General features: G+C 51.5%; 18 protein-coding genes. 1 reads left to right on the forward strand and 17 read right to left on the reverse strand.

From position 1 onward, the window contains the following. Window positions 1–14 precede the first annotated feature (14 nt). The 11 genes from AB9R92_RS07180 to AB9R92_RS07230 form a co-directional block, all read right to left on the reverse strand. Complete coding sequence (locus tag AB9R92_RS07180; protein WP_370668783.1) at window positions 15–1,067, reverse strand: homoserine dehydrogenase; 1,053 nt, start codon at window positions 1,065–1,067, stop codon at window positions 15–17. Window positions 1,068–1,098: 31 nt separating this feature from the next. Further along, the gene (locus AB9R92_RS07185; protein WP_370668784.1) at window positions 1,099–2,253 is read right to left on the reverse strand and encodes a M20 metallopeptidase family protein; all 1,155 of its coding nucleotides are present in this window, start codon (window positions 2,251–2,253) and stop codon (window positions 1,099–1,101) included. 59 nt (window positions 2,254–2,312) lie between these two features. Beyond that, window positions 2,313–3,512, reverse strand: a complete 1,200-nt coding sequence (locus AB9R92_RS07190; RefSeq protein ID WP_370668785.1) for a cystathionine gamma-synthase family protein — start codon at window positions 3,510–3,512, stop codon at window positions 2,313–2,315. A 59-nt stretch (window positions 3,513–3,571) separates the two neighbouring features. Then, window positions 3,572–4,768, reverse strand: coding sequence for a M24 family metallopeptidase (locus tag AB9R92_RS07195; RefSeq protein ID WP_370668786.1), 1,197 nt, complete (start codon window positions 4,766–4,768; stop codon window positions 3,572–3,574). A gap of 176 nt (window positions 4,769–4,944) precedes the next feature. Then, the gene (locus AB9R92_RS07200) at window positions 4,945–6,648 is read right to left on the reverse strand and encodes a PucR family transcriptional regulator (RefSeq protein WP_370668787.1); all 1,704 of its coding nucleotides are present in this window, start codon (window positions 6,646–6,648) and stop codon (window positions 4,945–4,947) included. Window positions 6,649–6,737: 89 nt separating this feature from the next. Then, window positions 6,738–7,400, reverse strand: a complete 663-nt coding sequence (locus AB9R92_RS07205) for a GNAT family N-acetyltransferase (protein ID WP_370668788.1) — start codon at window positions 7,398–7,400, stop codon at window positions 6,738–6,740. A gap of 145 nt (window positions 7,401–7,545) precedes the next feature. Next, on the reverse strand, window positions 7,546–7,689 hold the full coding sequence (locus AB9R92_RS07210) for a hypothetical protein (RefSeq protein WP_370668789.1): 144 nt from the start codon (window positions 7,687–7,689) through the stop codon (window positions 7,546–7,548). Window position 7,690: 1 nt separating this feature from the next. Continuing rightward, a complete protein-coding gene (locus tag AB9R92_RS07215; protein WP_370668790.1) occupies window positions 7,691–8,923 on the reverse strand; it encodes a helix-turn-helix domain-containing protein in 1,233 nt (410 codons plus the stop codon). 88 nt (window positions 8,924–9,011) lie between these two features. Then, complete coding sequence (locus AB9R92_RS07220; RefSeq protein WP_370668791.1) at window positions 9,012–10,274, reverse strand: S8 family peptidase; 1,263 nt, start codon at window positions 10,272–10,274, stop codon at window positions 9,012–9,014. Between the two features lie 227 nt (window positions 10,275–10,501). After that, the gene (locus tag AB9R92_RS07225; RefSeq protein WP_370668792.1) at window positions 10,502–12,127 is read right to left on the reverse strand and encodes an alpha-glucosidase; all 1,626 of its coding nucleotides are present in this window, start codon (window positions 12,125–12,127) and stop codon (window positions 10,502–10,504) included. A 143-nt stretch (window positions 12,128–12,270) separates the two neighbouring features. After that, window positions 12,271–14,289 (reverse strand): penicillin-binding transpeptidase domain-containing protein, encoded by a 2,019-nt coding sequence (locus tag AB9R92_RS07230; protein WP_370668793.1) that lies wholly within the window; start codon window positions 14,287–14,289, stop codon window positions 12,271–12,273. A 281-nt stretch (window positions 14,290–14,570) separates the two neighbouring features. On the opposite strand from AB9R92_RS07230, the gene AB9R92_RS07235 reads away from it, so the two are divergent. After that, the gene (locus AB9R92_RS07235) at window positions 14,571–15,854 is read left to right on the forward strand and encodes a glucose-6-phosphate isomerase (protein WP_370668794.1); all 1,284 of its coding nucleotides are present in this window, start codon (window positions 14,571–14,573) and stop codon (window positions 15,852–15,854) included. 79 nt (window positions 15,855–15,933) lie between these two features. Here the strand turns inward: AB9R92_RS07235 and AB9R92_RS07240 are convergent, their stop codons facing one another. The 6 genes from AB9R92_RS07240 to AB9R92_RS07265 form a co-directional block, all read right to left on the reverse strand. Beyond that, complete coding sequence (locus AB9R92_RS07240) at window positions 15,934–17,550, reverse strand: glycoside hydrolase family 13 protein (protein ID WP_370668795.1); 1,617 nt, start codon at window positions 17,548–17,550, stop codon at window positions 15,934–15,936. Between the two features lie 12 nt (window positions 17,551–17,562). Next, window positions 17,563–18,582: a LacI family DNA-binding transcriptional regulator gene (locus tag AB9R92_RS07245; protein ID WP_370668796.1), complete on the reverse strand. Its 1,020-nt coding sequence runs from the start codon at window positions 18,580–18,582 to the stop codon at window positions 17,563–17,565. A 13-nt stretch (window positions 18,583–18,595) separates the two neighbouring features. Next, entirely contained in the window at window positions 18,596–19,411 is an 816-nt protein-coding gene (locus tag AB9R92_RS07250) for a carbohydrate ABC transporter permease (protein WP_370668797.1), read from the reverse strand. Further along, window positions 19,411–20,271, reverse strand: coding sequence for a carbohydrate ABC transporter permease (locus tag AB9R92_RS07255; RefSeq protein WP_370668798.1), 861 nt, complete (start codon window positions 20,269–20,271; stop codon window positions 19,411–19,413). Before AB9R92_RS07255 ends, AB9R92_RS07250 begins: the two co-directional genes overlap by 1 nt. Before the next feature lie 76 nt (window positions 20,272–20,347). Then, complete coding sequence (locus tag AB9R92_RS07260; RefSeq protein ID WP_370668799.1) at window positions 20,348–21,652, reverse strand: ABC transporter substrate-binding protein; 1,305 nt, start codon at window positions 21,650–21,652, stop codon at window positions 20,348–20,350. 258 nt (window positions 21,653–21,910) lie between these two features. Beyond that, window positions 21,911–22,783, reverse strand: coding sequence for an ROK family protein (locus AB9R92_RS07265; protein ID WP_370668800.1), 873 nt, complete (start codon window positions 22,781–22,783; stop codon window positions 21,911–21,913). Between the last annotated feature and the right edge of the window lie 11 nt (window positions 22,784–22,794).

The raw sequence follows: 22,794 nt of genomic DNA on the forward strand, positions 1-22,794 counted from the left end.
TATTTTGCCTCCTTTCATGACCGCACCGTTTCCCTGGCCTTTGCAATCGTCAATAAATCGATGAGCAAGGAAAAACCCGTTTCCGTTTTGCCGGCTCCTGCGCCGCTCAATGTGACGGGTCCGAGCAGGTCGGTTTCATAAGTAATGGCATTGAGCGCCCCCGACACGGAAGCGAGCGGATCGTCCAGCGGCACTTTTTCGGCTGATACTTTCGCCGAAACTACCCCGTTTTCTTTTTTGGCCGCAGCGATCAGCTTCCAGCGCTTCCCTTCCCTGCGTGCTTGTTCGATCAGTTCCGGGGTCATTTGCGAAATGCCGGTGCATTCGACGTCTTCGACCGACAACGGCATGCCCATGACATGCTGCGTGAGGATAACAATTTTATAGCGCGCATCAAGCCCTTCGACGTCGCTCGTCGGGTCCGCTTCCGCATAGCCGAGCTTTTGAGCTTCCTTGAGCGCCGATTCATAGCTTTCGCCTTCGTCCATGCGCATGAGCATGAAATTGGTCGTGCCGTTCAAGATGCCCCGGATTTCAGTGATGTCATTTCCAGCAAGTGTCATGGCCGGCATCCGTAAAGCAGGCGTCCCGCTCATGACCGTGCCTTCAAAGCCCCATGACACCTGATGCTTGTTTGCCAACGATGATAGTTCCTGGTAAGCGAGTGCAACCGGTCCTTTATTGGTCATAACGACATTCTTGCCGCTTTGGAATGCTGCGCGGCAATGGTCGATTGCGGGCTGCCCTGTTTTTACGTCCGTATAGGACACTTCGACCACGGTGTCGGCATTCGATTGCCGGATTGTCTCCAGGCTGTTCCAGCCGGTGATCAGCCCTTCCGTTTTCGGGTAGCTGTCCAAGCTCCCGGTCTTTTGCACAACGCCCAATACCGTTTCGAGATCGAGCCCATCCGGATGATACAACGAACCTTTCTTGAAATCGGATATCGCGACGACTTTCGCTTCAAAGCCTTCGCGCTCCCTCAGGCTTTGCCGTTTACTATGCAGGATTTCAGCGAGCCCTTGGCCGACGACTCCGAATCCGATAAATGCCAGTTTATGTGTCATGCTTTCCCTCCTTCTCTCCGTGTCCGCCCGGTTATGTGAAAAAGCCGATTGCCGCATTCGCTAAAATCGCAGCGCCGAGCGGCAAACTGCGCTCATCGATGTCGAAATGCGGTGTATGCAAATCCCGATCGATTCCATCATCCAGCGAACAGCCGAGGAAAAACATCGCCCCCGGCAGCTGCTGCGTAACATAAGCGAAGTCTTCTCCTCCCATGCCGAACGCCTGATGGGTACATTTGACGGATGGATCCGTTTTTCGTATGGCTTTTGTGACCTGTCCATTCACATGCCGGTCATTGATTAGCGCAGGCTCCCCCCGCTGGAAACGGAAGGAATAATCGCCTCCCAATTGTTTGGCGAGTGCGAAAGCATCGCGGATTTCTGTTTCCAGCAAATCACGCGTCCTGGCCGAGTAGCTCCTGACTGTTCCTTCCACTTGAACTTCGTGCGGGATGATGTTGCTGGCAGTTCCTGCATGAATCTGCCCGACACTGACGACCGCGGGTTCAAGCGCGGATATTTTCCGTGCTACGATGCCATGCAGCGCCTGTAAAATGAGGCCGAGCATCCAAGTCGGGTCGCTGCCGAGTTCAGGATATGCCCCATGGCCGCCAGTTCCCCGGATCGTTCCGTGATAGACATCGACGTTCGCCATGCTGATGCCGTCATGCATTTGAACCGCACCGACCGGTAGCCACGGGCACATGTGAAGAGCAATCGCCAGCTCCGCTTCGTTGTAAACGCCCGCTTGAAGGAGATACGGCGATCCTGACATGGACTCGTCGTCAATCATTTCTTCTGCCGGCTGGAAAATGAATTTGACCGTTCCGTTCCATTGCTTCGCCTGGTAATGTTCGGCAAGAAGCGAAGCCGCACCGAGCAGGATGGCGGCATGCGCATCGTGTCCACAGGCATGCATGACCCCAGCGGTTTTCGACCGGTAATCGCATGTATTCGCTTCATCGATCGGCAAGGCGTCGATATCCGCGCGCAGCGCAATGACCGGTTCCCGGCCGCTCCCGAGCGTTGCAATCACGCTCGTTTCTAAGCCGATTCCCCGCTCGACAGCAATGCCATCGATAGTCGCCAGCACAGATGCGATGAAATCCGCCGTCTCGAATTCCCGGAAGCTCAGTTCGGGGAATTGGTGCAGCGTCCGCCGCCATTCGCTAAGTTTTCTGCTCATTTTTTCCGCCTTGATCAGGAGTTCATCTTTGTTCTCCATGTTTACACCCGGCTTTCCGATTAGACGTTCATCACCGTTTCGACGTGCTGGAACGCCTGCTCAAAATCGTTGATGATGTCTTCGATTTCCTCAATGCCGCAAGAGACGCGGATCAAGCCTTCCGGAATGCCCATGGCGGCACGTTCTTCCGGTGTGCATTCCACGTGGCTCGTCGTGCGCGCTGGGCCGACAGTCGTCTCGACCGCTCCGAGATTCGCTGCACGGTTCGCATATTGGAGTTTCGGCAGCAAGTCGCGCACTGTGTCGACGCCGCCTTTCACCGAGAAGCTCAGCATGCCGCCGAATCCTTTCATCTGGCGCTTCGCGATATCGTGATTCGGATGCGTTTCGAGCCCCGGGTAGAAGACGTCTTCGACGATGTCCTTCGTCTGCAAGTACTTCGCGAGTGCCATGGCGTTCTTGCTTTGTTCACGGATGCGCAAATGCAAGGTTTTCATGCCGCGCAGCAGCAGGTAAGCGGCCATCGGGTCCATCGTCGCGCCGTTGATTTCGCGGTAATGATAAACCTGTTCAACAAGTTCATGCGATCCGACCAAGACGCCGCCGAGTGCATCTGCGTGCCCCCCGAGGAATTTCGTTGCGCTGTGGAGGACGAGGTCGACGCCGTCTTCAAGCGGGTTTTGGTTGATCGGCGTGCCGAAAGTGTTGTCGATGATGACGAGTGCGCCTGCTTCGTGACCCGCTTTTGCCATGCGTGCAATGTCCGTGATTTTGACAGTCGGATTGGTCGGTGTCTCCAAATAAAGGATCTTGCAGCCTTTTTGGAGTTCCACTTCAATTGCCTCGTGGTCTCCGGTATCGACAAGCGCAACGTCGATTTGCTGGCGCGGCAGGAATTCCGTGAAAATCTTGTTCGTCCCGCCGTACGTATCTTTGATCGAGACGATGCGGTCGCCCGGCACAAGGAAGGCTGCGAGCGTATTGCTGATGGCCGCCATGCCGGTCGAGAAGCTGGTCGCTGCTTCTGCGCCTTCGAGCAATTTCACTTTGTCTTCGAAAGCCTGGACGGTCGGGTTCGTATTGCGCCCGTAAATATGTCCTTTTTTCTTGCCGATCGCGACGTCGTACCAGTCGTCCATATCGTCATACGTATAGGCAACGCTCAAGACGACCGGCACTTGCGATGCCCCGTGTACCAGATATTCTTTTTCTCCGCCCCAGACTGCTTGTGTGGATTGATGGATTTTTTTGTTTGTCATGAGCTCACTCCTCAAATTTTGATGCCTTGTAGGCAATATCGTTTTTCATTTCCAATCGATCAGGCGCCGCCTTGATAACCGATCAAATGCCCTTTTGTAAACAAGCCCCTCGGCATATTCGCCAGCGTCTCACAGCCGGATTCCGTCACGCGGAAGGTTTCGCTTACTTCAAACCCGGAATCATCGAACCACATTGCCGGAATCATATGGAACGTCATGTTCGGTTCGAGCACAGTGCGGTCGCCCATGCGGATGCTTGCGGTATGCTCACCCCAATCCGGCGGGTAATTCAAGCCTACTGAATAGCCGATGCGCGCTTCTTTTTCAAATCCGTAACGGGCGATCGTTTTCGTCCAAGTGGCACATACTTCCTCTAAATAAATGCCCGGTTTGATCATCGCAAGGCATTCGTTGATGCCTTCTGTCGTCACCTCAGCAAGATGCTGAAGCTCCGCATCCGGCGTTCCGATAAACACGGTGCGTGCCAGCGGCGAATGATAACGTTTATAACAGCCCGATATCTCCAGCGTGACCGATTCCCCTTGTTTATAGCGCTTGTCGGTCCATGTCAGATGCGGTGCGGCGGTGCGTTCACCCGTCGGCAAAAGCGGCATGATCGATGGATAATCGCCGCCGTGTTCTTTCGTGCCGCTCACTTGCACTTCCAGTATCCTTGCCGCGACGTCGCACTCCCGGACACCTTCACCAATCATTTCCATGCCTGCTGTCATCGCTTTTTCCGAAAAACGTGCGGCGCGTTTCATGTAGACGATTTCAGTATCGGATTTCACCACCCTTACCCAATTGACCAAGGAGGTGGCATCGTGGAAACGGGCATTCGGCAGTCCTTTTTGCAGGCTGGCAAAACATTTCGCTGTAAAGTAATAACTATCCATTTCAACGCCAATCGAACGCCGATCCTGGCCGATTTGCGTCAAGATTTCCGCTACAAAATCCATTGGGTGGCGCAATTCCGTTTGGACATAGATTTCAGGGTAGGCAATGATATTGTCGTGATAAAGCCAAGTAGTGATCTTCGCGCCATTTGCATCCATTACGCGGCCAACCCATATAGGCTGATCTTCGTCTTCAATGACAATGAGCATCTGGTGTACATAGAACGACCAGGCATCATACCCCGATAAATAATTCATATTGGCAGGGTCGGTAATGAGCAGCACTTCAATTCCTTGTTCTGCCATCCGCTGTTTCGTTTTTCTGATACGCCCCTGATACTCTGCAGTTCCAAACGCCATGGGAAATCCCCTCCTCAGTTCACGGATTGAAAGTCGGAATAGTCAATCTATTATCCTTGTGTTCACTATAACTTCCTGGCTTCTTTTCATGCATCCGTCATAGTGTATGAAAATGCGCGCAGCCCTTTAGTCAATTTTTTCACAAAAAAAAGCCTTCTTGAGCAGAAGGCTTTTATTCAAGCATCATCATGTTCAGTTGCCCGTATGCGGTAGGTCCGGACGCATAATTCCAATAGAAACAAATCATCCGGGTCGACCAGCGACAATCCGGTCAAAGACTCAATTTTACGCAAACGGTAAAGCAGCGATTGGCGATGCAGATTCAAGGCGCGCGCTGTTTGGCTGACATTGCCCTGATAATGGTTGTAGGCTGAAAAGGTGCCGATCAGGTCCATTTGCCGCTGCCGGTCATAAGCGACGAGCGGTTCAATCGTCGACAGGATGATGTCTTTCATCCCTTCCGTTTTCGCCAGTTGCAACAGCAGCCGGTCTGCACGGGTATCGCGGTAATCCATCCGATGCCCCGGCCCTTTTTTCATGCGCCCGATTTCCAGCGCCGCTTTCGCATGCCGGAAACTGCTGCTGAACCCTTCGAATCCTTCCGCGTGATCGCCTATGCCCCAAGACAACACGACTTCCGGCAATAAATTCCCCAGCCGCCGTTCGATCAAATCCAGGAAATTGATTTGGTTTTCCTGTCCACTTTCAGGCGGCTTTTCCAGGAAGGTGATCAAATATCCGTCGGCATAGCCCGTCATCACCGTGCGCTTCATGGCATGCGCCGCGTAATGGATTTCTTCTTCAATATAGGCCACCATGCTTTTCGACCACTCTGTATACGAACTGCGGTCGGGTTTTCGACGTTCGAATAATTCACGGAAATTCTCCGGGCTTCCCGCCAGTCCAATATACGGGAGCTCCAGGTCATAGCCGAGTGCGCGCGCCCTGGAAGCCGCTTGCTCTTTGGTCGAGAACTCCCCGTTAGCCAGTTCGCGGACGAAATCCATGCGCAGCGCAGCTTTTGTCTCTTCGACGGCATTTTGCCTGGAGCGCCATAAGGAAATGGTCGTTGCGGCATGTTCCAGCACATGGACTGAAAAAACATCGAGACGCCCATCCCCGGCATTTTCCGGAAGTTCTATAAATATGTACCCTTGGGCTTCCTCCGATACTTGAAGCACCGGTACTTGGACGAGTCTTCGGCCGCCCATTTCGCCGCTGCGGAATTTCTGGATCATCGGGTCGCGGTTTCCTTTCGGAGCTTCCTGGCGAATCGGAAACTTCCCTTTGCGCACCTGCTGATGCCACATTTCCAATTTGGCACGCGAAAAACCGGCAGCTGCTTGCACGGCCCCGTATGCATCGGTTATGAGCAGTGCACTATCGAGCTCGCGGCGGATATAAGCAGCGATTTTCTCCAACTCCGCATCCGCCAAGATCAGTTTCAATAAATCCTGCTGCACTTGCTCTGATCGCTGCCGCTCTTGCCGGTGCAGATCGTTCAAATCGATCATCACTTCTTCGATGACCGTGGAAAAGCGCAGCTCCCACGGCAATTCAACGAGCACGAATGCCTGCTCTTCAGCCAGTTCCGCAATCTCTTTCGGAATTTCAAAAACATGCCGCCCCATCGCAATCATGAGGGCGGCCGCCCCGGAATCGATGATATCCTGGACAAATCCGCGGAAAATCTCTACATCGTTTTTACACCCCATCGCAGTTGTCAGCACCAGCTCATTGCGGCGCACGAAATTCTCCACCGGCATTTCCATCACCGACACCCAGTGTACAGGCTGCGCATGTGCATATTTTTTGGCGGTACGGACGACCGCCCCTTCCATCAATTCATAATCCAAGACATCCTGCACGGTCAGCTGCATGTGATCCCCTCCGCGCCTAATCGTTTCTGCCAGTATAGCAAAAACAAGCCTGTTGAAAAAGCTGTTATCCGAATAATCAGAACAACAGATCAATGAAATGGATTTTGCCATTCCATCAGCAAAGCGTAATTGTGCGATTCTTCATCATCCAAATAACCGGGTACTATGGTGACGGGCATGCGCCCGCTGCTTAGCAAGAAGCTGATGACCGGATCCTTCAGTTCACCTGCCAGTACTTGTTCGATATACTGTTCAGCCGTCAGCTTCTCTGCATGTCGATGATACCCGGGCATGCGCCCGCCGCCGATAAGCCTGTCGAGCCGGTCTGCGACGACCCGTTCATACATCGCTTCCATCAATAGCTTGCCAAGTTTCAGTTTGCGGAATTTCGGCTTGATGCCGATATCGACGACATACAGCGATTTCCCGTCCGGGTCGTGCGTTCCGATCGATCCCGAATCGGTCACTTCTTCCCAAGTATGCAAAGGGCGAGCAGGATCGAACTTCGTGAGCATCCCTGTCATGGATCCTGCGATCTCACCATCGATTTCGACGCAAATTGCGCCTTCTGGATAAAGCGCGATATGATTTTTTAGCTGCTGCTCATTCCATAGCAATTCCGGCGGAAACGGCGGCGGAAAGCTTTCACGCTGCACTTCGATCAAGCCTGGAAAATCGGCTTCGGTGTAGGTCCGGATAGTCGCCAAGACCGGACGCCCGTCTTTGAAAACGTATTGCTGTTTTTTATACATGGCACTCCTGCCTTTCTTTTTGTTTAGTTTACCCCAGCAAGGCCCATATACACATAAAAAACAACCGGCAAGTGGCTTTGGCTGAGGCGAATTTTGCCCAAAAGAAAAGCCTGCCAAGCCGGCAGGCTTCTCTATCTTTCTTTGGTTAAACCGGCGGCAATACTTGCGGCCCGTTGATTGTTACACTTCCGTCAGCACTTTCTGCTTCAGCTGCAATTTGAGGCAACCCAGCCGACAACGCCAAGATCAACGCTAAAGCGGCGCCTGCCAATAATTTTTTCTTTTCCATATCATTCACCTTCGCTTTCCAGAAATTGAGTTTGATAGTAATAAGCTTTCTGCCAATCCTGCTGCTTTTTGTAATGAGCGGCAAGTTCTTCAGAAAGATGCTTAGTGTCTTTTATATAACCATATTTTTTGAAAAATGGAAACATTTTATCTTCTTTATAGTTCAAAAGTTCCTGTTGGGAAAATTCCCGTTTCCCGTAATAATCACTGTACAGTTTAAAGTATTCTTCATCTTTAGGAGTGCCGGGCATGCGCAATTGTTCGACCAGCTCACCAGCCTCTTCTTCGCTTACACCTTTCAGTTCCAGGAGATTGACGATTACTGCTTTATAAATATAGCTCCCGGGCTGCACTACATCTTTCAGCTCCGAAAACAGCTCGAATGCTTCGCTGTCCTGCTTCTGGCTTTTCAGCAATTCCGCATAATTATAGAGAACCGATTGGTATAGTTCATGTTGATGCGTCAAATGGGCGTTGCGTTTCACCACTTCATACAAGCTGGCGGCCTGGGTGCTCAGGTTGCGCCTTGTGTAGTTGATCGCCAGCAGCAATTGCGCGTGAAGGAGACGGATGTAATTGTGGTGCATCTCATAAGAGCGCACCGCCCGCTCTGCAAAGTATGCGGAAAGCTCGAGACGGTCATGCACTATTAGAATTCTTGCTTTTTGGTAATAGAATTCCCCTTCCAGTTTTTGCGGGATGCTTTGAAGGCCTTGATCCAATCGGTCCATCAAGTCCATTGCCTCTTTTTGCTGGCCTAAAGTAGTGAAATAAAGCGCTTGGAAAAATCGGCTCATCCACAGCTCCGGTGCTGTAAAAGACGCTTTCAACTTTTCCAGCAGTTTTTGTTGGTGTGTCGCTTTGTCCATTTGCATATCCAAGACGTAATAACGGAATTTATACAATTCGTACTGATTTACCAGATCGGTAGATTGGAGATAATCATCTTCACCCAGTAGCTCTTCATGGATTTTATGCAAATTATCGAGATCGTAATGAAGTGCGCAATCAATAAAACGCCCGAGTTGTTGTTCGAGCCGCTTCTGGTGTTCCAGTTCTTTTTTCAATTGCACGCCCATTTTGGTCAGCAGTGCTTCATAAGTTTCTTCGTGTGGCGTATAGGTATTGGATTCGATCTTGCTCAAATGCGATATCGAACAGATGCCATCAGCGAGCTGTGACTGTGTGAGATTGTGCTTGAGCCGATAGTATTTAATCACAGAACCGATGTTCATAAACTCACCTTTCTTTGTCAGAATATATAAATAATAACATAAAAAAACAAGCCCGGCTGTTACAGCCGGGCTTGTTTTGAGCTAACTCTTATGGCAGGCGGTAGAATCCGAATCCAGAAGCGGAGTCGTCTCCAGATCCTGCGTAATAGCCGGACAAGATATCGTTGTCAGCTGCGCGGTTTTGAAGATCACCGCGGATTTGCGTGTGTGTCGCAGATGGGTTTGCTGCCCAGATTTTCGCTGCAAGGCCTGCTGCATGAGGAGATGCCATCGACGTACCGCTGATTGTTGCATAGCCTCCGTCATACCAAGCAGAATAGATGCTTGCGCCTGGTGCTGATACTTCTACATCATATTTGCCGATTGAATAGTCGCCAGCATATTGGCTGTATCCGCGGGATGAGAAATCCGCTACGCGGTACGTGCCGTTTTGCTGCACGTTTTCAAGAGCTGCTACCGCTACGGCATTTTGCAATGCGCCCGGGAAGCCGATCGACCCTTGATACGGGCCTTCGTTGCCTGCTGCGGCAATGACAAGAACACCTTTACCGTATGCGTAGTTGACCGCATTCGTGATCAAGCTGCTTTCTGCTGAAGAGCCAAGAGACATATTGATGACGGTTTTCTGGTTCAGCGCAGAAGCCTGATCGGCTACGTGGCGGATGGCCGTTGCGATATCATCGGCAGAACCGGATCCATTATCGCCAAGAACTTTGTAGCCCCAAAGATCTGCTTGCGGAGCTACACCGTACAATCCGCCATTGCCGTTCGCAAGAGCCGAGCCGGCTACGTGCGTGCCGTGCCCTTGACGGTCTGTGCAAGAACCGTTGCGGATGCTGGTTCCGACAGTGAAGTCTTTACATTGCTCGACGTTCGCCGCAAGGTCGGGATGGCTTGTGTTGACGCCAGTGTCCAGCACGGCAATGTTGACGCCTGAACCGCCGCTTGTTTTCGTAATGGAGCTGTTATTGTATACTGCTTTGATGCCCCAAGGTGTGGACTGGGAAGCGGCAGCTGTTTTATAACGCGCTTGCGGTTCAAGCGTCGTCGTTTCCACGGTGTATTCCGGAACCTTTTCAATGGTCACATTCTTGTTTTTCTTCAATGCTTCATATTGCTTTTCATTCATTTCGGTCGTGAAGCCCTCGCTATTGAAATCCCAGTGGACGCCGTATTGATCTTTCGCTTTTTCGAGCTCATTTTTTCCTGGCATGTCGATGAGCACGCGGATCTTGCCATTTGCGTTCGCATTTTGTGCGTCCGGAGCTTCATTTGCTGAAACCCCCATTGCCGGTACGAGCATCGTCGCTGCCAGCATTGCTGTTGTAATGAACTTTGCCGATTTTTTCATCTTTCGAATCCCCTTTTCCGAATAGATTTTCATGGCTCTGTGCAGCAAGCGGCGTCCCGCCTGTTGTCCTGCGGCTATTGCCATGCTTTAAATCTAGCAGAGAAAAATAGATTGCGTAATTGGGAAAATACTTGCCCGGGAAAGAGATTACTACCATTAATAGTTCATTACACCTACACCTATATACCTTTAAGCCAGTCTACAAAGAAGCCATTTTGGGGCGACTTTTACTTCAACAGGTAGACACGCGCTTCATATGGCTGCAGTTTACCGTCCAGATGGCTGTCGTAATTCGATAATAGCAATTCACCGTCTACCGGGCTCCACCACGGGCATGTGTCATCGTCGAGATGCGAAATGACCAAGTATCGTGCTTCCCCGTACTCGCGTGTATAGGCATAGACGAACGGGCATTCCAAAAACGCCAAATGCGTGCTTCCGTACACCAAAGCTTCGTGTTGTTTTCGCAAACGCAGCATCTTCTTATAGAAAGACAGGACCGATTGCGGATCTTTGCGCTGCGCTTTTACATTCAGCCAATTGAAATTCGGGTTTACCGGAATCCACGGCTTGCCGCCTGTAAAACCGGCGTTTGCGCCGAAATTCCATTGCATCGGTGTTCTTGCATGGTCCCGGCTGATTTTCTTGATGGTCTTCATCAAATCTTCGTGAGGGACGCCTTTTTTGCGGTTATAGCGATACATGTTCTTCGTCTCGATATCCCGGTACATATTGATATCGTCAAACGGCGCATTGGTCATGCCGATTTCCTGGCCTTGGTAAATGAATGGCGTGCCTTGCATGAAAAAATACATGCACCCGAGCGCGGTCGCACTTTCCCGCCAATGCTCCCGGTCATTGCCCCAGGTCGAAACGGTGCGCGGGCGGTCGTGGTTTTCCAGATACAAGGAATTCCAGGCAATCCCTTGTGCACTGCGCTGCCAGCGATCAAGCACCAGCCGCAAATCATCGACATCGACTCCCCCTTCTGTTTCTTCATCCCACGCCTCTTCATGCGCTTCCAAGTGGAAGATCATATTGAATTTCCCTTCCGCTTCGCTGATCCACTCGCCGATTTCATGTGAACGTACGCTATTCGCTTCGCCGACCGTCACTACATCGTATTTGGCAAAAGTCTCCCGCCTCAATTCCGCCAGTAAATCCTGTATCCCTTCAACATTCGTCATTTTTGGCCAGGCCGGCACATAATTCAGCCCTTCCGGATTCGGCATGTCCGTATAATCTTTTTTCAAATGATTGATGGCATCCACTCGGAAGCCGTCGATTCCTTTATCAAGCCACCAGAGGATCATATCGTAGAGCGCTCGACGCAATTCCGGGTTTTCCCAATTCAAATCGACTTGGCTTTTGGAAAATAAATGGAAATAGTATTGCCTCGTTTTCGGGTCGTACGTCCAAGCCGGCCCGCCGAATATGCTTTCCCAATTCGTCGGCTTATCGCGCCAGACATACCAATCGCGTTTCGGGTTGTCGCGCGACGATTTCGACTCGAGAAACCACGGGTGGTGGTCGCTCGTGTGGTTCAAGACCAAATCCATCATGATTTTCATGCCGCGGGAGTGAATGTCCTCAAGCAAACGGTCGAAGTCATCCATCGTGCCCATTTCATCCATGATCGCCTGATAATCGCTGACGTCATAGCCGTTATCGACATTCGGCGATTTGTAGACCGGGCACAGCCAAATCATGTCGACGCCGAGTTCCTGCAGATAATCGAGTTGTGCCCGGACGCCGTTCAAGTCCCCAATTCCGTCGCCGTTCGTATCGAAAAAGCTGCGCGGGTAAATCTGATAGACTACCGACTCTTTCCACCATGTCTTCTTCAAGCTCATCCCCCTCTTCCTGCTGTTGTGGAATTGATGTGCTCATATTGGCCATTGGCAACCGTTATTTTTTATATAGTATACGCCTTTTCCCATGAAATTCCTCTTTGCTTGCATGATAAAAACCGCCCGCGGCATGCGGACGGTTTCGGTCAATTGTTCAAGTAATACTGTTCCATGGCACTCGCGGAAAAGCCTGCGACGTAATCGCTGCCGCCATCGTCTTCGATCGACTCGATCATCATCGCCAAAATGAAGTCCTGCTGCTCAGCGTGATAGGAAACGAAGAAGCCGTTCTCTTGGCCCTCCTCACCGAGAGCGCCTTTCAATTCAGCTGTCCCGGTTTTCCCGGCGATCGGCACAGCGTCAATATCGGCCGATTTGGCGTAGCCGTCCGTAACGACATTGCGGAGATTTTCTTGAAGCACCGCCGCATTGCCTTCGCTGATTAAACCTTCTTTCCACACTTGCCCTGCTTCTTCGCTGGCGTAAAGCGTCGGCTCATAGATCGTGCCGCCGTTAAGGAATGGTTCGTAAATCGAGGCTAGATGCAAGATGTTGGAGAGCATCTGCCCTTGACCGAATGACGTATCCGCCAATTGCCCTTCTGAACCCAGGCTGCCGTCATTGGAGATTTGCGAACTCTCCAAGCCGATCGCAAATGGGATTTCCTCGCCGAAGCCATACGCAGTCAAACCGTCGATGAATGTCTCCGTCCCCATCTCAAGCGCCTGCCTTGCGAAATAAATATTGTCCGAATAGACGAGCGCACGGTTCAAATCAATCGGGTTCGGCGCTTCTGGGTGAAGGCGAGATACCCGGTAGGAGCCCCATGAGCTGTCTTTTTGCCAAGTCTGGCCGTTGATTTCGAGGCCTTGCTGCGGATCGAGTGTTCCCGCTTCCATGCCAATCGCCGCTGTTACCGGCTTAATGGTCGATCCCGGTGCATACCTTGCCGCAAAGCGCGTGAACAACGGGTTCAATGGATCTTCAGCCAGTTCCGTATAGCGCTCTCCGCCGATTCCTGCGATAAATTCATTCGGATCGAAGCCCGGGGAACTGATAAGCGCTAAAGTTTCGCCGTTTTCGGGAGATACCGCCGCAGCCGTGCCCGGTTCTCCTTGCATCGAATCATATACGGCGGTCTGCAATTCGGCATCGATCGTCAGTTCGACGTCTTCTCCGGCTGTCGGTTCCTGTTCAGCGAGGACGATATCTTCCGCTCCCTCTTCCTGCTTCTGGATCAGGATGCGTGCGCCGCTCTCACCCCGCAGGCGTTCTTCCAAGCGCCGTTCAAGCCCCTGGCGGCCGATCAAGTCATTCGCGCCATAACCTTGGCCCTTTAACTCTTCCAATTGCTCGGCCGTGATGGACCCGATATAGCCGGTCAAATGGCCGAACGCTTCGCCGTAAGGATATTCGCGCATCGCCGTTTCCTGATAAGTCACGACATCGCTTGCTTCCACGTCTGCGATCAATTGTTCCGCCGATTTCGCCGCCTTCGTCAGCGGCACGAATTGATCGGGCTGGACCCAGCTTTGGTTCAAGCTTTCTTCAATCGACTCTGCCGTCAATCCGAGCAGTTCAGCGGCTTCCTCCAGATCGCCGTCCCCTTCTAGCCGCTCCGGCACCACGCCGAGATTATAGCCGGTGCCATTGATGGCAAGGCCGCGCCCTTCACGGTCCACGATTTCCCCTCGCTCAGCAGCTTCTGTCCGAACTGCGACCTCATCGCCTTCTTCAAGATCCTTGAAGATCAATGACGGGTCCCAGTCGACAAACCAGTTCTCTCCACTTTCCTGCTCTTCGTGGACCAGTGAAACTGTCTGGTCGAATTCAACCGGCCCGGCAAGCGTCTCCATCTTGATAGTAAGCGGAAACTCGGCCGGCTCCGCTTCGTCCCACTCCGCATCTTCCTGCGCGGAGTAGCTGACTTCCAGATTTTCGATCCCGAGGTCTTCAATCAATTGCTGCTGGCGCTCATCGAACGCTTCTGGGGGGAACGCTTCTTTCGAGGCTTGCGCCAGATAGTCTTCGTACATGGCGGTGAAATCCTGTTCGTTCCAGTAGCCGACGTATTCATCCAACCGGTCTTCCGGCGTCGGCTGCGGCTGGCATCCTGCCAGAGCAATTACCCCTGCCCCCGCTGCTATTGCTATGTATCGTTTCATTTCCATGACCTCCTGTAACTTTCTGCTTGCTAGATTACCCCTTGCTTTGCACAAAATCCCCCTTATTCTAAGCGGAAAATTAATAGTACGCAAAATAATAGCCAGTCTGACTCCATTAACCGAGCAACAAACCCAAGCTAATTGAAGTTTCTCTTTATTTTACCAATAAGTGGCACCGAAGAAAACCCGATTCACTCGGTTTCAAAGCTTTGCAGTTTTTCTTGCCGGGTATGCTATCGTTTCCTCCACTATGGTAAAATCAGTAATCATAGAAGAGGAGGATGCTTATGATCAACTTAACATATTCCGAGGCCATCGAGTCTGCGGTGGATCTCAAAATGAAAACACGTTTGCAGCAAATCCGGGAAGATCTGTATGCGAAACAAGGTGCCGGCTCTGATTTCCTCGGCTGGCTCGACTGGCCGTCTACATTGCCGGAGGAGTTCCTAAAAAAAATCGAAGATACTGCCAAAGCGATCCGCGACAAGGCCGATGTCTTGGTCGTCATCGGAATCGGCGGCTCTTATCTTGGGGCAAAAGCCGTCCTTTCTGCGCTGTCGTCCTATTTCCCGAAAGACGAGCAATTGGAAGTGCTGTTTGCGGGACATCAAGTGAGCGGTGAATACTTGAAGCAATTGCTTGCCCATTTAGAGGGCAAGGAAGTCGTCATCAATGTCATCTCCAAATCCGGCAAGACGACGGAACCGGCCATCGCGTTCCGTTTCCTGCGCGATTACATGGAAAAACGCTATGGCGACGGGGCGGCGGAACGCATCATCGTGACAACCGACGCGGAAAAAGGGGCGCTTCGCCAACTGGCCGAAACAAAAGGCTATGAACGCTTTATCGTGCCGGATGATGTCGGCGGGCGCTACTCCGTCTTCACAGCAGTCGGGCTGTTGCCGATTGCTGCTGCCGGGCATTCGATCCGTAAGCTTGTAGACGGCGCAAAAGACGCGGAAGCGGCTTACCGGGAGGCAGGCCCTGACCGGAACCCCGCGATGCAATACGCGGCGATCCGCCATCACCTGTATGTCCAGGGCTATACGACAGAAGTGAACGCCATCTTCGAGCCGAAGCTGTCGTTCGTCCAGGAATGGTGGAAGCAATTATTCGGCGAAAGCGAAGGAAAAGAAGGAAAAGGCATCTTCCCGGCATCCGTCGTCTTCACGACGGACTTGCATTCGCTTGGCCAATTCATCCAGGACGGTCAGCGCAACCTGTTCGAAACCTTCCTGCTCGTGAAAGAAGCCCAGGAAGATCTGGAGATTTTCGAGACACCTGAAGACGGCGACGAATTGAATTATATTGCGGGCTTGTCCTTGCAGGAATTCAACCACATCGCCCATAAAGGCACATCAAATGCCCACTTGTCCGGCGGCGTGCCGCAATTGAGCTTGACGGTGGACCGCATCGACGAATCCCAGATTGGCCATTTATTGTATTTCTATATGCTGAGCTGTGCATACAGCGCGTATCTCCTCGGCATCAACCCGTTCGACCAGCCGGGCGTTGAAGAATACAAGAACAATATCTTCAAGCTGTTGAAAAAACCAGGATTCTAAAAAAAAAACGCTTTTCCCGACCCGCCTTTTGGCCAATCGGGAAAAGCGTTTTTCAATAGGATATTTCTGTTCATAAGCCTTAAGCGAGCTTGTACACCCGCGCTTCATACGGTTTTAATTGGTGCAAGTCACGGTCTTCGTAGTTGGCGAGCAGCAGTTCTGCGCCTTCCGGTTCCAGCCAAGTGCAGGTCGTGCTTCCAAGGTTCGAGAGAATGAGCACTTGTTCGTCACCTTGCGTCCGGGTGTAAGCGTAAACGTCCTCGCAGTCGGTCTCGGCCAAATCGTAGCTGCCATAGACCAACACGTCCATGTTTTTGCGCAAGAAAATCATTTGCTTATAAAACGACAACACGGATGCCGGGTCTTGCATCTGGCTTTCGACATTAAGCCACTCGAAATTCGGGTTCATCTGCAGCCACGGAGAGCCTGTCGTGAATCCGGCATTTTCTCCCGCGTTCCACTGCATCGGCGTGCGGGAATGGTCGCGGCTGGTCGACTTCAATAAAGTCATGATCGCATCGTGTTCCATACCTTCCGCTAAATTGTAGAAATACAAATTATGCGTATGGACATCATCATAATGATGGATTTCCTCAAACGGCGCATTGGTCATGCCGATTTCCTGGCCCTGATAGATGAACGGTGTCCCCTGCATGAAGAAATACATGCAAGCGAGCGCAGTTGTACTTTCGCGCCAATATTCGCCGTCATTTCCCCAAGTCGAGACGACGCGCGGCTTGTCGTGGTTTTCGATGAACAGCGCATTCCAGCCGACGCCGTCGACCGCTTTTTGCCAGCGTGTCAAGACGGTTTTCAAGTCATTGACGTTGATGCCTTGTTTGATATCGCTGTCCCACAGCGTCAAATCCTCGAATTGAAACACCATGTCGAATTTGCCGTCTTCTTCGCTGATCCATTCGTCGATGTCTTCCGCATAGACGCCGTTCGCTTCCCCGACAGTCATGATGTCGTATTTCGCAAATGTCTCATCGCGGAGTTCTGCAAGCAAGGGCTGGATGCCGTCGACATTCATCATTTTCTCCCATGCCGGCACCCACGGCTTGCCTTCTTCAATCGGCAAGTCGCTGAAGTCTTTCTTGATATGGCTGATGGCGTCAACGCGGAACCCATCGATGCCTTTATCAAGCCACCAATTGACCATTTTGTAGATCTCTTTGCGGACTTCCGGATTTTCCCAGTTTAAATCCGGCTGCTTTTTCGAGAAGATGTGCAAATAGTATTGCCCGGTCTTCTCGTCGAGCTCCCATGCCGGCCCGCCGAATATGCTTTCCCAATTGGTCGGGCGGTCGCGCCAAATATACCAGTCGCGTTTTGGGTTGTCGAGTGACGAACGCGATTCCAAAAACCACGGATGCTCATCGCTCGTATGGTTGATGACGAGGTCGATGATCAATTTCATGCCGCGCGCATGCACTTCCTCAAGCAAACGGTCGAAGTCGGCCATCGTCCCGAGTTCATCCATGATGTCCTGATAATCGCTGATGTCATAGCCATTATCGTCATTTGGCGATTTGTACATCGGGCAAATCCAGATGACATCGATCCCGAGTTCCTTCAGATAATCCAGTTTTTCCGTGACGCCATTGATATCCCCGATGCCGTCTCCATTCGAGTCGTTGAAGCTGCGTGGATAGACTTGATACGCCACTGCTTCTTTCCACCATGTTTTGTTCATAATCGTTTCCTTTCAAAGACTTTGACAAGAGCCTCTTTCGATCAATGTCGCCGGAACGATGATGTTCCGGGGAGGCGAATTGCCATCGTTTATTTTTTCCAATACCAGATTTGCCGCTTCCATTCCAAGGTCAAAAATCGAGATATCCACCGTGCTGAGCGGTGGTTTCAAATGGCTCGACAAAGTATGGTTGTTGAACCCAACGATCGATACATCAGCCGGTACAGTGATATTCAAATCTTCCAAATAACTGATGACTTCATAGGCGACCAGGTCATCGTGCGTGACGATGGCCGTCGGCGGCTTCTGTTGTTCCATCAAGTTGCGGATTGCCTGCTGTTCATGGCCTTCCATCTGTTCCTGTGTAACGACATACTCCTGGATGAACGGGATCTTCGCTTCGCCCAGCGCTTGCCGGTAGCCGCTCAACCGATCCGCAGACACGATAAAATCGGATGCGCCGCCGACAAATGAAATGTCCCGGTGGCCCAGTGAAATCAAATGGCCCACCACTTCTTTCGCAATGGCGACATTATCATTATCGACATAGGAAATGGCGTCCGGGCGAGTGTAAGGCCGTCCGACTACAGAGAACGGAATGCCGTTTGCGAGCAGGTAATCCATGACTTTATCATCGATTTTCGAATACAGCAAGATGATGCCGTCGACGCGTTTTCCTTGTGTCATCGCCACCACTTCTTCATAAATTTCCTGCTCGGTCGCGCTGGTCGATAAATACAGGCCGTACTGGCTTTGGTGGGCGCTGACGGAAATGCCGCGCAACACTTCCGGGAAAAACGGGTTCTGGAAAGCAAGCGTCGTGGAATTTTCCATGATGACACCGATCGCTTTGCTTTTTTGCGCCACCAGGTTGCGCGCCTGGAAGTTTGGGTAATAACCGAGCTCTTCCATGGCTTTTCGTACTTTGCGCTTCGTTTTCGGGGTGATCTTCGGATGATCCGCAATAACCCTAGAAACCGTCGCCGGCGAAACTTCCGCCAGTTTCGCGACATCTTTAATTGTGATCGCCATTGCGATTGCCCCCTTATTTTACAGCGCCATCCGAGACACCTTTGATGATCGAGCGCTGCGCAAAGAAATAAAAGATGATGACTGGGATGATTGCCAGCGTCAGCCCCGCGAGCGCCAAATGCCATTGTTTCGTATATTCGCCGAAGAAGAAGAACATCTTCAGCGGTATCGTTTCACTGCCTGTCGTGTTGATGACAAGAGACGGCAGGAGATAATCGTTCCAGATCCAGATGATATTGAGTATGGCGACCGTGACGGTGATCGGCTTGAGGATCGGGAAGATGATATGCCAAAACACTTGCCAGCGATTCGCCCCGTCAATTTTCGCCGCTTCATCGAGCGATTTCGGGACATTATTCAAAGCCCCATGATACAGGAAAATCGACAGGCTCGCACCGAAACCGATATACATGAAAATCAGCCCGCCGCGGTTGAGCATATCAAACTGTCCGAACACCGTGACGAGCGGGATCATCACCGATTGAAACGGGATGAGCATCGCCGAGACGAACAGGAAAAACAGGAATGTGGAAATCTTGCTTTTCGCACGCGACAACGCGTAGGCAGCCATCGCCGAGAATAAGACGATCAGGACGACACTGACGACCGTGATCAATAAGGAATTGAACAAAGTTCTGAGAAAATCGAGTTCCTGGAATGCTACGAGGTAGTTATCGAAGCTCCACGCTTCAGGCGGGCTCGTCGTATCAAGAAAGATTTCCTTTTTCGACTTGAAGGAATTGACGAACATCAAATAAAACGGCAATAGCCATAGAATCGCAAGTGCGACGCCGAGCACTTCGACTTTTATATTCCAGCGGTTGCGCATTACATTTCGACCTCCCGGCGTTTATTAATATACACTTGAATGAGCGCGATAATAGCGACAATCAGGAAGAAGATGATCGCTTTTGCCTGCGCATAGGCGAAGGCATTTTGCACGAACGCTGTCTTGAAAATCTCCATGGCGACCATTTCGGTCGAATTGTACGGGCCGCCCGCTGTCAGCGACAAGTTTTGGTCGTATAGCTTGAATGTATTCGACAAAGTCAAGAACATGCTGACGGTGAACGCCGGTGCGACGAGCGGGAAGATAATGTAGCGGAATCGCTGAGCCGTCGACGCCCCGTCAATTTCAGCCGCCTCGATCAACTCTTTCGGCAAACCTTCCAAATAAGCGATATAAATGACCATGATGTATCCGGCCATCTGCCAGCTCATCAAAATGACCAAGCCCCAAAAACCGGTTTCAGTCGTCGACAGCCATGCTTGCAAGCTTTCCATGCCGACCGCTTCGCCGACGCTCGCGAACACTTTCAGGAAAATGAACTGCCAGATAAAGCCGAGGATCAACCCGCCGATCAAGTTGGGCATAAAGAAAGTCGTTCGCAGCAAACTGCTCGTTTTGATTTTTGACGTGACGATCAAAGCGAGCGACAGCCCGATGAAATTGATCAAAATGACGGACACAACCGAGAACTTCGTCGTGAACCAAAGTGAATCAAGAAAGCGCTCATCCGTGAACAAATTCAGGTAGTTCTGCAACCCGACAAATTCGCCGGTTTGGATGCCGTTCCATGCCGTGAATGAATAGAAAAGCCCGAGCAGCATCGGCACAACGACGACAAGTGCCAGCGCCAATAATACAGGCGCCAAAAATAACCAATAGGAAAGATCCCGTGTACGCATAGTTTAGCCTCTCTTTCTAGTTAAGCCCTGAAACAAAACAAAGCAGCACAATGGCTGCTCTGTTTTGATGGACAAATTACTCTTTGCGGCTCGTTTCCCATGCCGCTTTCGCTGAATCGACCACTTCGTCCCAGCTCGCTTCATCGCTCAAGTATTTCTGGATGCCAGCGCCGAGTTCATCTTCGCCCCAGCCAGTCGGATAGCCCATGAAGACCCAGCCGATTGTTTCGCCGGCTTCTGAAGCATCGTAAATCGCTTTGGACATCGGATCGGTAATTTTGGATGTGTCATAGCCTTCGTATGCCGGGATGAATTTAAAGTCTTCCAAAACGGCTGTTTTTCCAGTGTCGGACGTGTAGAGCCAATCGAGGAAATCTTTTGATGCCGCTACGACTTCTTCATCTTGGTTCGAGTTGACGCCCCAGTACATCGGCACGCCGACCGGCAATCCGCCGTCTTCCAAGCCTTCAACCGGGATCGGCATCATGCCGACGCCTGAATCCGCGAGTTCCTGGTCGATTCCCGCAATCGAGCCGTACACCCAGTTTCCTTGCTGGATGATCGCCACGCGTTCAAGCGAGAACAATTCTTCCACTTGCTGCGAATAATCGAGGCTCACGGTCGGCTGCTTCGAATACTTGTTTTGCAAATCGAGAATCTTTTTGAAGCCTTCGCCGTATTCAAATTCCACTGCATCTGCATCGTAAGCCGTCAAGACATTATTATCGAACTCGGGCGCGAGGAACGTGTTCGACAAATGCAGCCCCGTCACCCATGTCTCTTTTCCTGGAAGAGCGAAAACGGATTCAAGGCCGAGTTCGTCTTTTTTCGAATCAAGCGTTTTCACCGCTTCTTCCAAGCTTGCATAATCGGTGATGGATGCGGCATCGATTCCCGCTTCCTCGAACAAGCGCGTATTGTAGATGAATCCGTAGCCTTCCTGGTTATACGGCAATCCAAGCACTTCCGATTCGACCGTCACCCCATCAAGCGTGCCTTCAAGGGCTGCATCCGCTGCACCTGTATCGGACAGGTCCGTCAAATTATCTTTCCAATCCGCGACGTCCTGAGGCCCCCCGATGTTAAAGATGGCCGGTTCGTTGCCCGATGCAAAGCGGGAGCGAAGTGCAGCACCGTAATCTTCGCCGCCGCCGACTGTCGTGATTTCGATGTTGACATCAGGATTTTCATCTTCGTATTGTGCGACGACAGCTTCAAACTGGTCTTTGAACTCTACTTTAAATTGGAAAATGTCGACTGTTACTTGTTCGCCGCTGCCTTCTGCAGTTGCTCCTTCATCCCCTGAACTGCATGCTGCAAGCGCCCCGGCTGACAATAAAACAGATGCCAATAACCCTTTGCTGAACTTTAATTCCTTCATTTGAACTCCCCCTTTGAGTTGTTGTGCAAACGATTGCACAATAAAGCAGAAAAAAATGGAAACTCTTTGGTAAGCGTTTCCAACAATTAATTAAATACAGATTATCACAATGAAAACGTTTGCACAATCTATTTTTAAAATATTTTAATTATTTTTATGTCGTGTAATTGCACGGTCGACAACCGGCGTCCTGCACGCCTTGCACCAGCCTTTTCACTTGGGCATGGCGCGAGGCGCAGGACAATTGATCATTTGTTTTTATTTATCCAAAACGAGCAGCGCTGCCCCAAGCATGCCGGCGTCATTTTCGAATTGTGCCACTTCCACCGGCAGTGGATTCAATAGCACTTCCGCCAATTGGCGCTTCAGTTCATCCATCCAGGCAGAGGCCGATTCCGACACGCCGCCGCCAATGATGAGCATGTCCATATCGAAGATGGCCTGCAAGCTGCTAATGTAGATCGCCAAGTCTTCCGTAAATTCAGCGACCAGCTTTTTCGCCCGGGCATCTGTTTTGGCCAGTTCGAACAATTCCGGCGGCGTCACCGATAGCCCCGCCTTCTTGATGCGGCGCACGAGTGCGGTGCCAGACACATATTGCTCCGCGCAGCCAAGCCGGCCGCAAGCGCATCGTGCGCCGTTTGGATACAAAATCATATGGCCCAGTTCTGCAGCCCCGCCGTGCGGGCCGCCGCTTAAGAGCTTGCCGTCCCAGATGATGCCGCCGCCAAGCCCCGTGCCGAGCGTGATGCAAACGACGCGCCCGAGCCCTCGCGCTGCACCGAATTTCGCTTCAGCGAGCGCCGCACAATTGGCATCGTTCTCCACTTCCACGTATCGCCCTGCCGCTTGTTCCAGCGGTGCTTTGACCTCTGTCCCTGTCCAGCCCGGCAGCATGTCGCCAGCGAAAACGATGCGCCCTGCTTTCGGGTCGACAAATCCGTGCGTCCCGATGCCGATTGCGGACACATCAGGATGCTCCTCTAAAAACAACAGCACTTGACGCTCCAAATGCGGATATAGCGGAAATTCCGTTTTCACTTGACGCTCTGCGAGTATCCGGCCTTCTGCATCGATGACCCCCATGCGGATTTTTGTTCCCCCAATGTCTACACCGATCACTTTACTCATTTTCCCCATCC

This window comes from Planococcus sp. SSTMD024 (assembly GCF_041320495.1).
GTDB lineage: Bacteria > Bacillota > Bacilli > Bacillales_A > Planococcaceae > Planococcus.

What these genes read in the sequence shown, in the direction of transcription:
- AB9R92_RS07230 (WP_370668793.1), bottom strand. Translation starts at nt 14,289, where the DNA reads ATGAAACGATACATAGCAATAGCAGCGGGGGCAGGGGTAATTGCTCTG.
- AB9R92_RS07195 (WP_370668786.1), bottom strand. Translation starts at nt 4,768, where the DNA reads ATGGCGTTTGGAACTGCAGAGTATCAGGGGCGTATCAGAAAAACGAAA.
- AB9R92_RS07205 (WP_370668788.1), bottom strand. Translation starts at nt 7,400, where the DNA reads ATGTATAAAAAACAGCAATACGTTTTCAAAGACGGGCGTCCGGTCTTG.
- AB9R92_RS07245 (WP_370668796.1), bottom strand. Translation starts at nt 18,582, where the DNA reads ATGGCGATCACAATTAAAGATGTCGCGAAACTGGCGGAAGTTTCGCCG.
- AB9R92_RS07220 (WP_370668791.1), bottom strand. Translation starts at nt 10,274, where the DNA reads ATGAAAAAATCGGCAAAGTTCATTACAACAGCAATGCTGGCAGCGACG.
- AB9R92_RS07215 (WP_370668790.1), bottom strand. Translation starts at nt 8,923, where the DNA reads ATGAACATCGGTTCTGTGATTAAATACTATCGGCTCAAGCACAATCTC.
- AB9R92_RS07250 (WP_370668797.1), bottom strand. Translation starts at nt 19,411, where the DNA reads ATGCGCAACCGCTGGAATATAAAAGTCGAAGTGCTCGGCGTCGCACTT.
- AB9R92_RS07255 (WP_370668798.1), bottom strand. Translation starts at nt 20,271, where the DNA reads ATGCGTACACGGGATCTTTCCTATTGGTTATTTTTGGCGCCTGTATTA.
- AB9R92_RS07200 (WP_370668787.1), bottom strand. Translation starts at nt 6,648, where the DNA reads ATGCAGCTGACCGTGCAGGATGTCTTGGATTATGAATTGATGGAAGGG.
- AB9R92_RS07240 (WP_370668795.1), bottom strand. Translation starts at nt 17,550, where the DNA reads ATGAACAAAACATGGTGGAAAGAAGCAGTGGCGTATCAAGTCTATCCA.
- AB9R92_RS07265 (WP_370668800.1), bottom strand. Translation starts at nt 22,783, where the DNA reads ATGAGTAAAGTGATCGGTGTAGACATTGGGGGAACAAAAATCCGCATG.
- AB9R92_RS07260 (WP_370668799.1), bottom strand. Translation starts at nt 21,652, where the DNA reads ATGAAGGAATTAAAGTTCAGCAAAGGGTTATTGGCATCTGTTTTATTG.
- AB9R92_RS07225 (WP_370668792.1), bottom strand. Translation starts at nt 12,127, where the DNA reads ATGAGCTTGAAGAAGACATGGTGGAAAGAGTCGGTAGTCTATCAGATT.
- AB9R92_RS07210 (WP_370668789.1), bottom strand. Translation starts at nt 7,689, where the DNA reads ATGGAAAAGAAAAAATTATTGGCAGGCGCCGCTTTAGCGTTGATCTTG.
- AB9R92_RS07185 (WP_370668784.1), bottom strand. Translation starts at nt 2,253, where the DNA reads ATGAGCAGAAAACTTAGCGAATGGCGGCGGACGCTGCACCAATTCCCC.
- AB9R92_RS07235 (WP_370668794.1), top strand. Translation starts at nt 14,571, where the DNA reads ATGCTTATGATCAACTTAACATATTCCGAGGCCATCGAGTCTGCGGTG.
- AB9R92_RS07180 (WP_370668783.1), bottom strand. Translation starts at nt 1,067, where the DNA reads ATGACACATAAACTGGCATTTATCGGATTCGGAGTCGTCGGCCAAGGG.
- AB9R92_RS07190 (WP_370668785.1), bottom strand. Translation starts at nt 3,512, where the DNA reads ATGACAAACAAAAAAATCCATCAATCCACACAAGCAGTCTGGGGCGGA.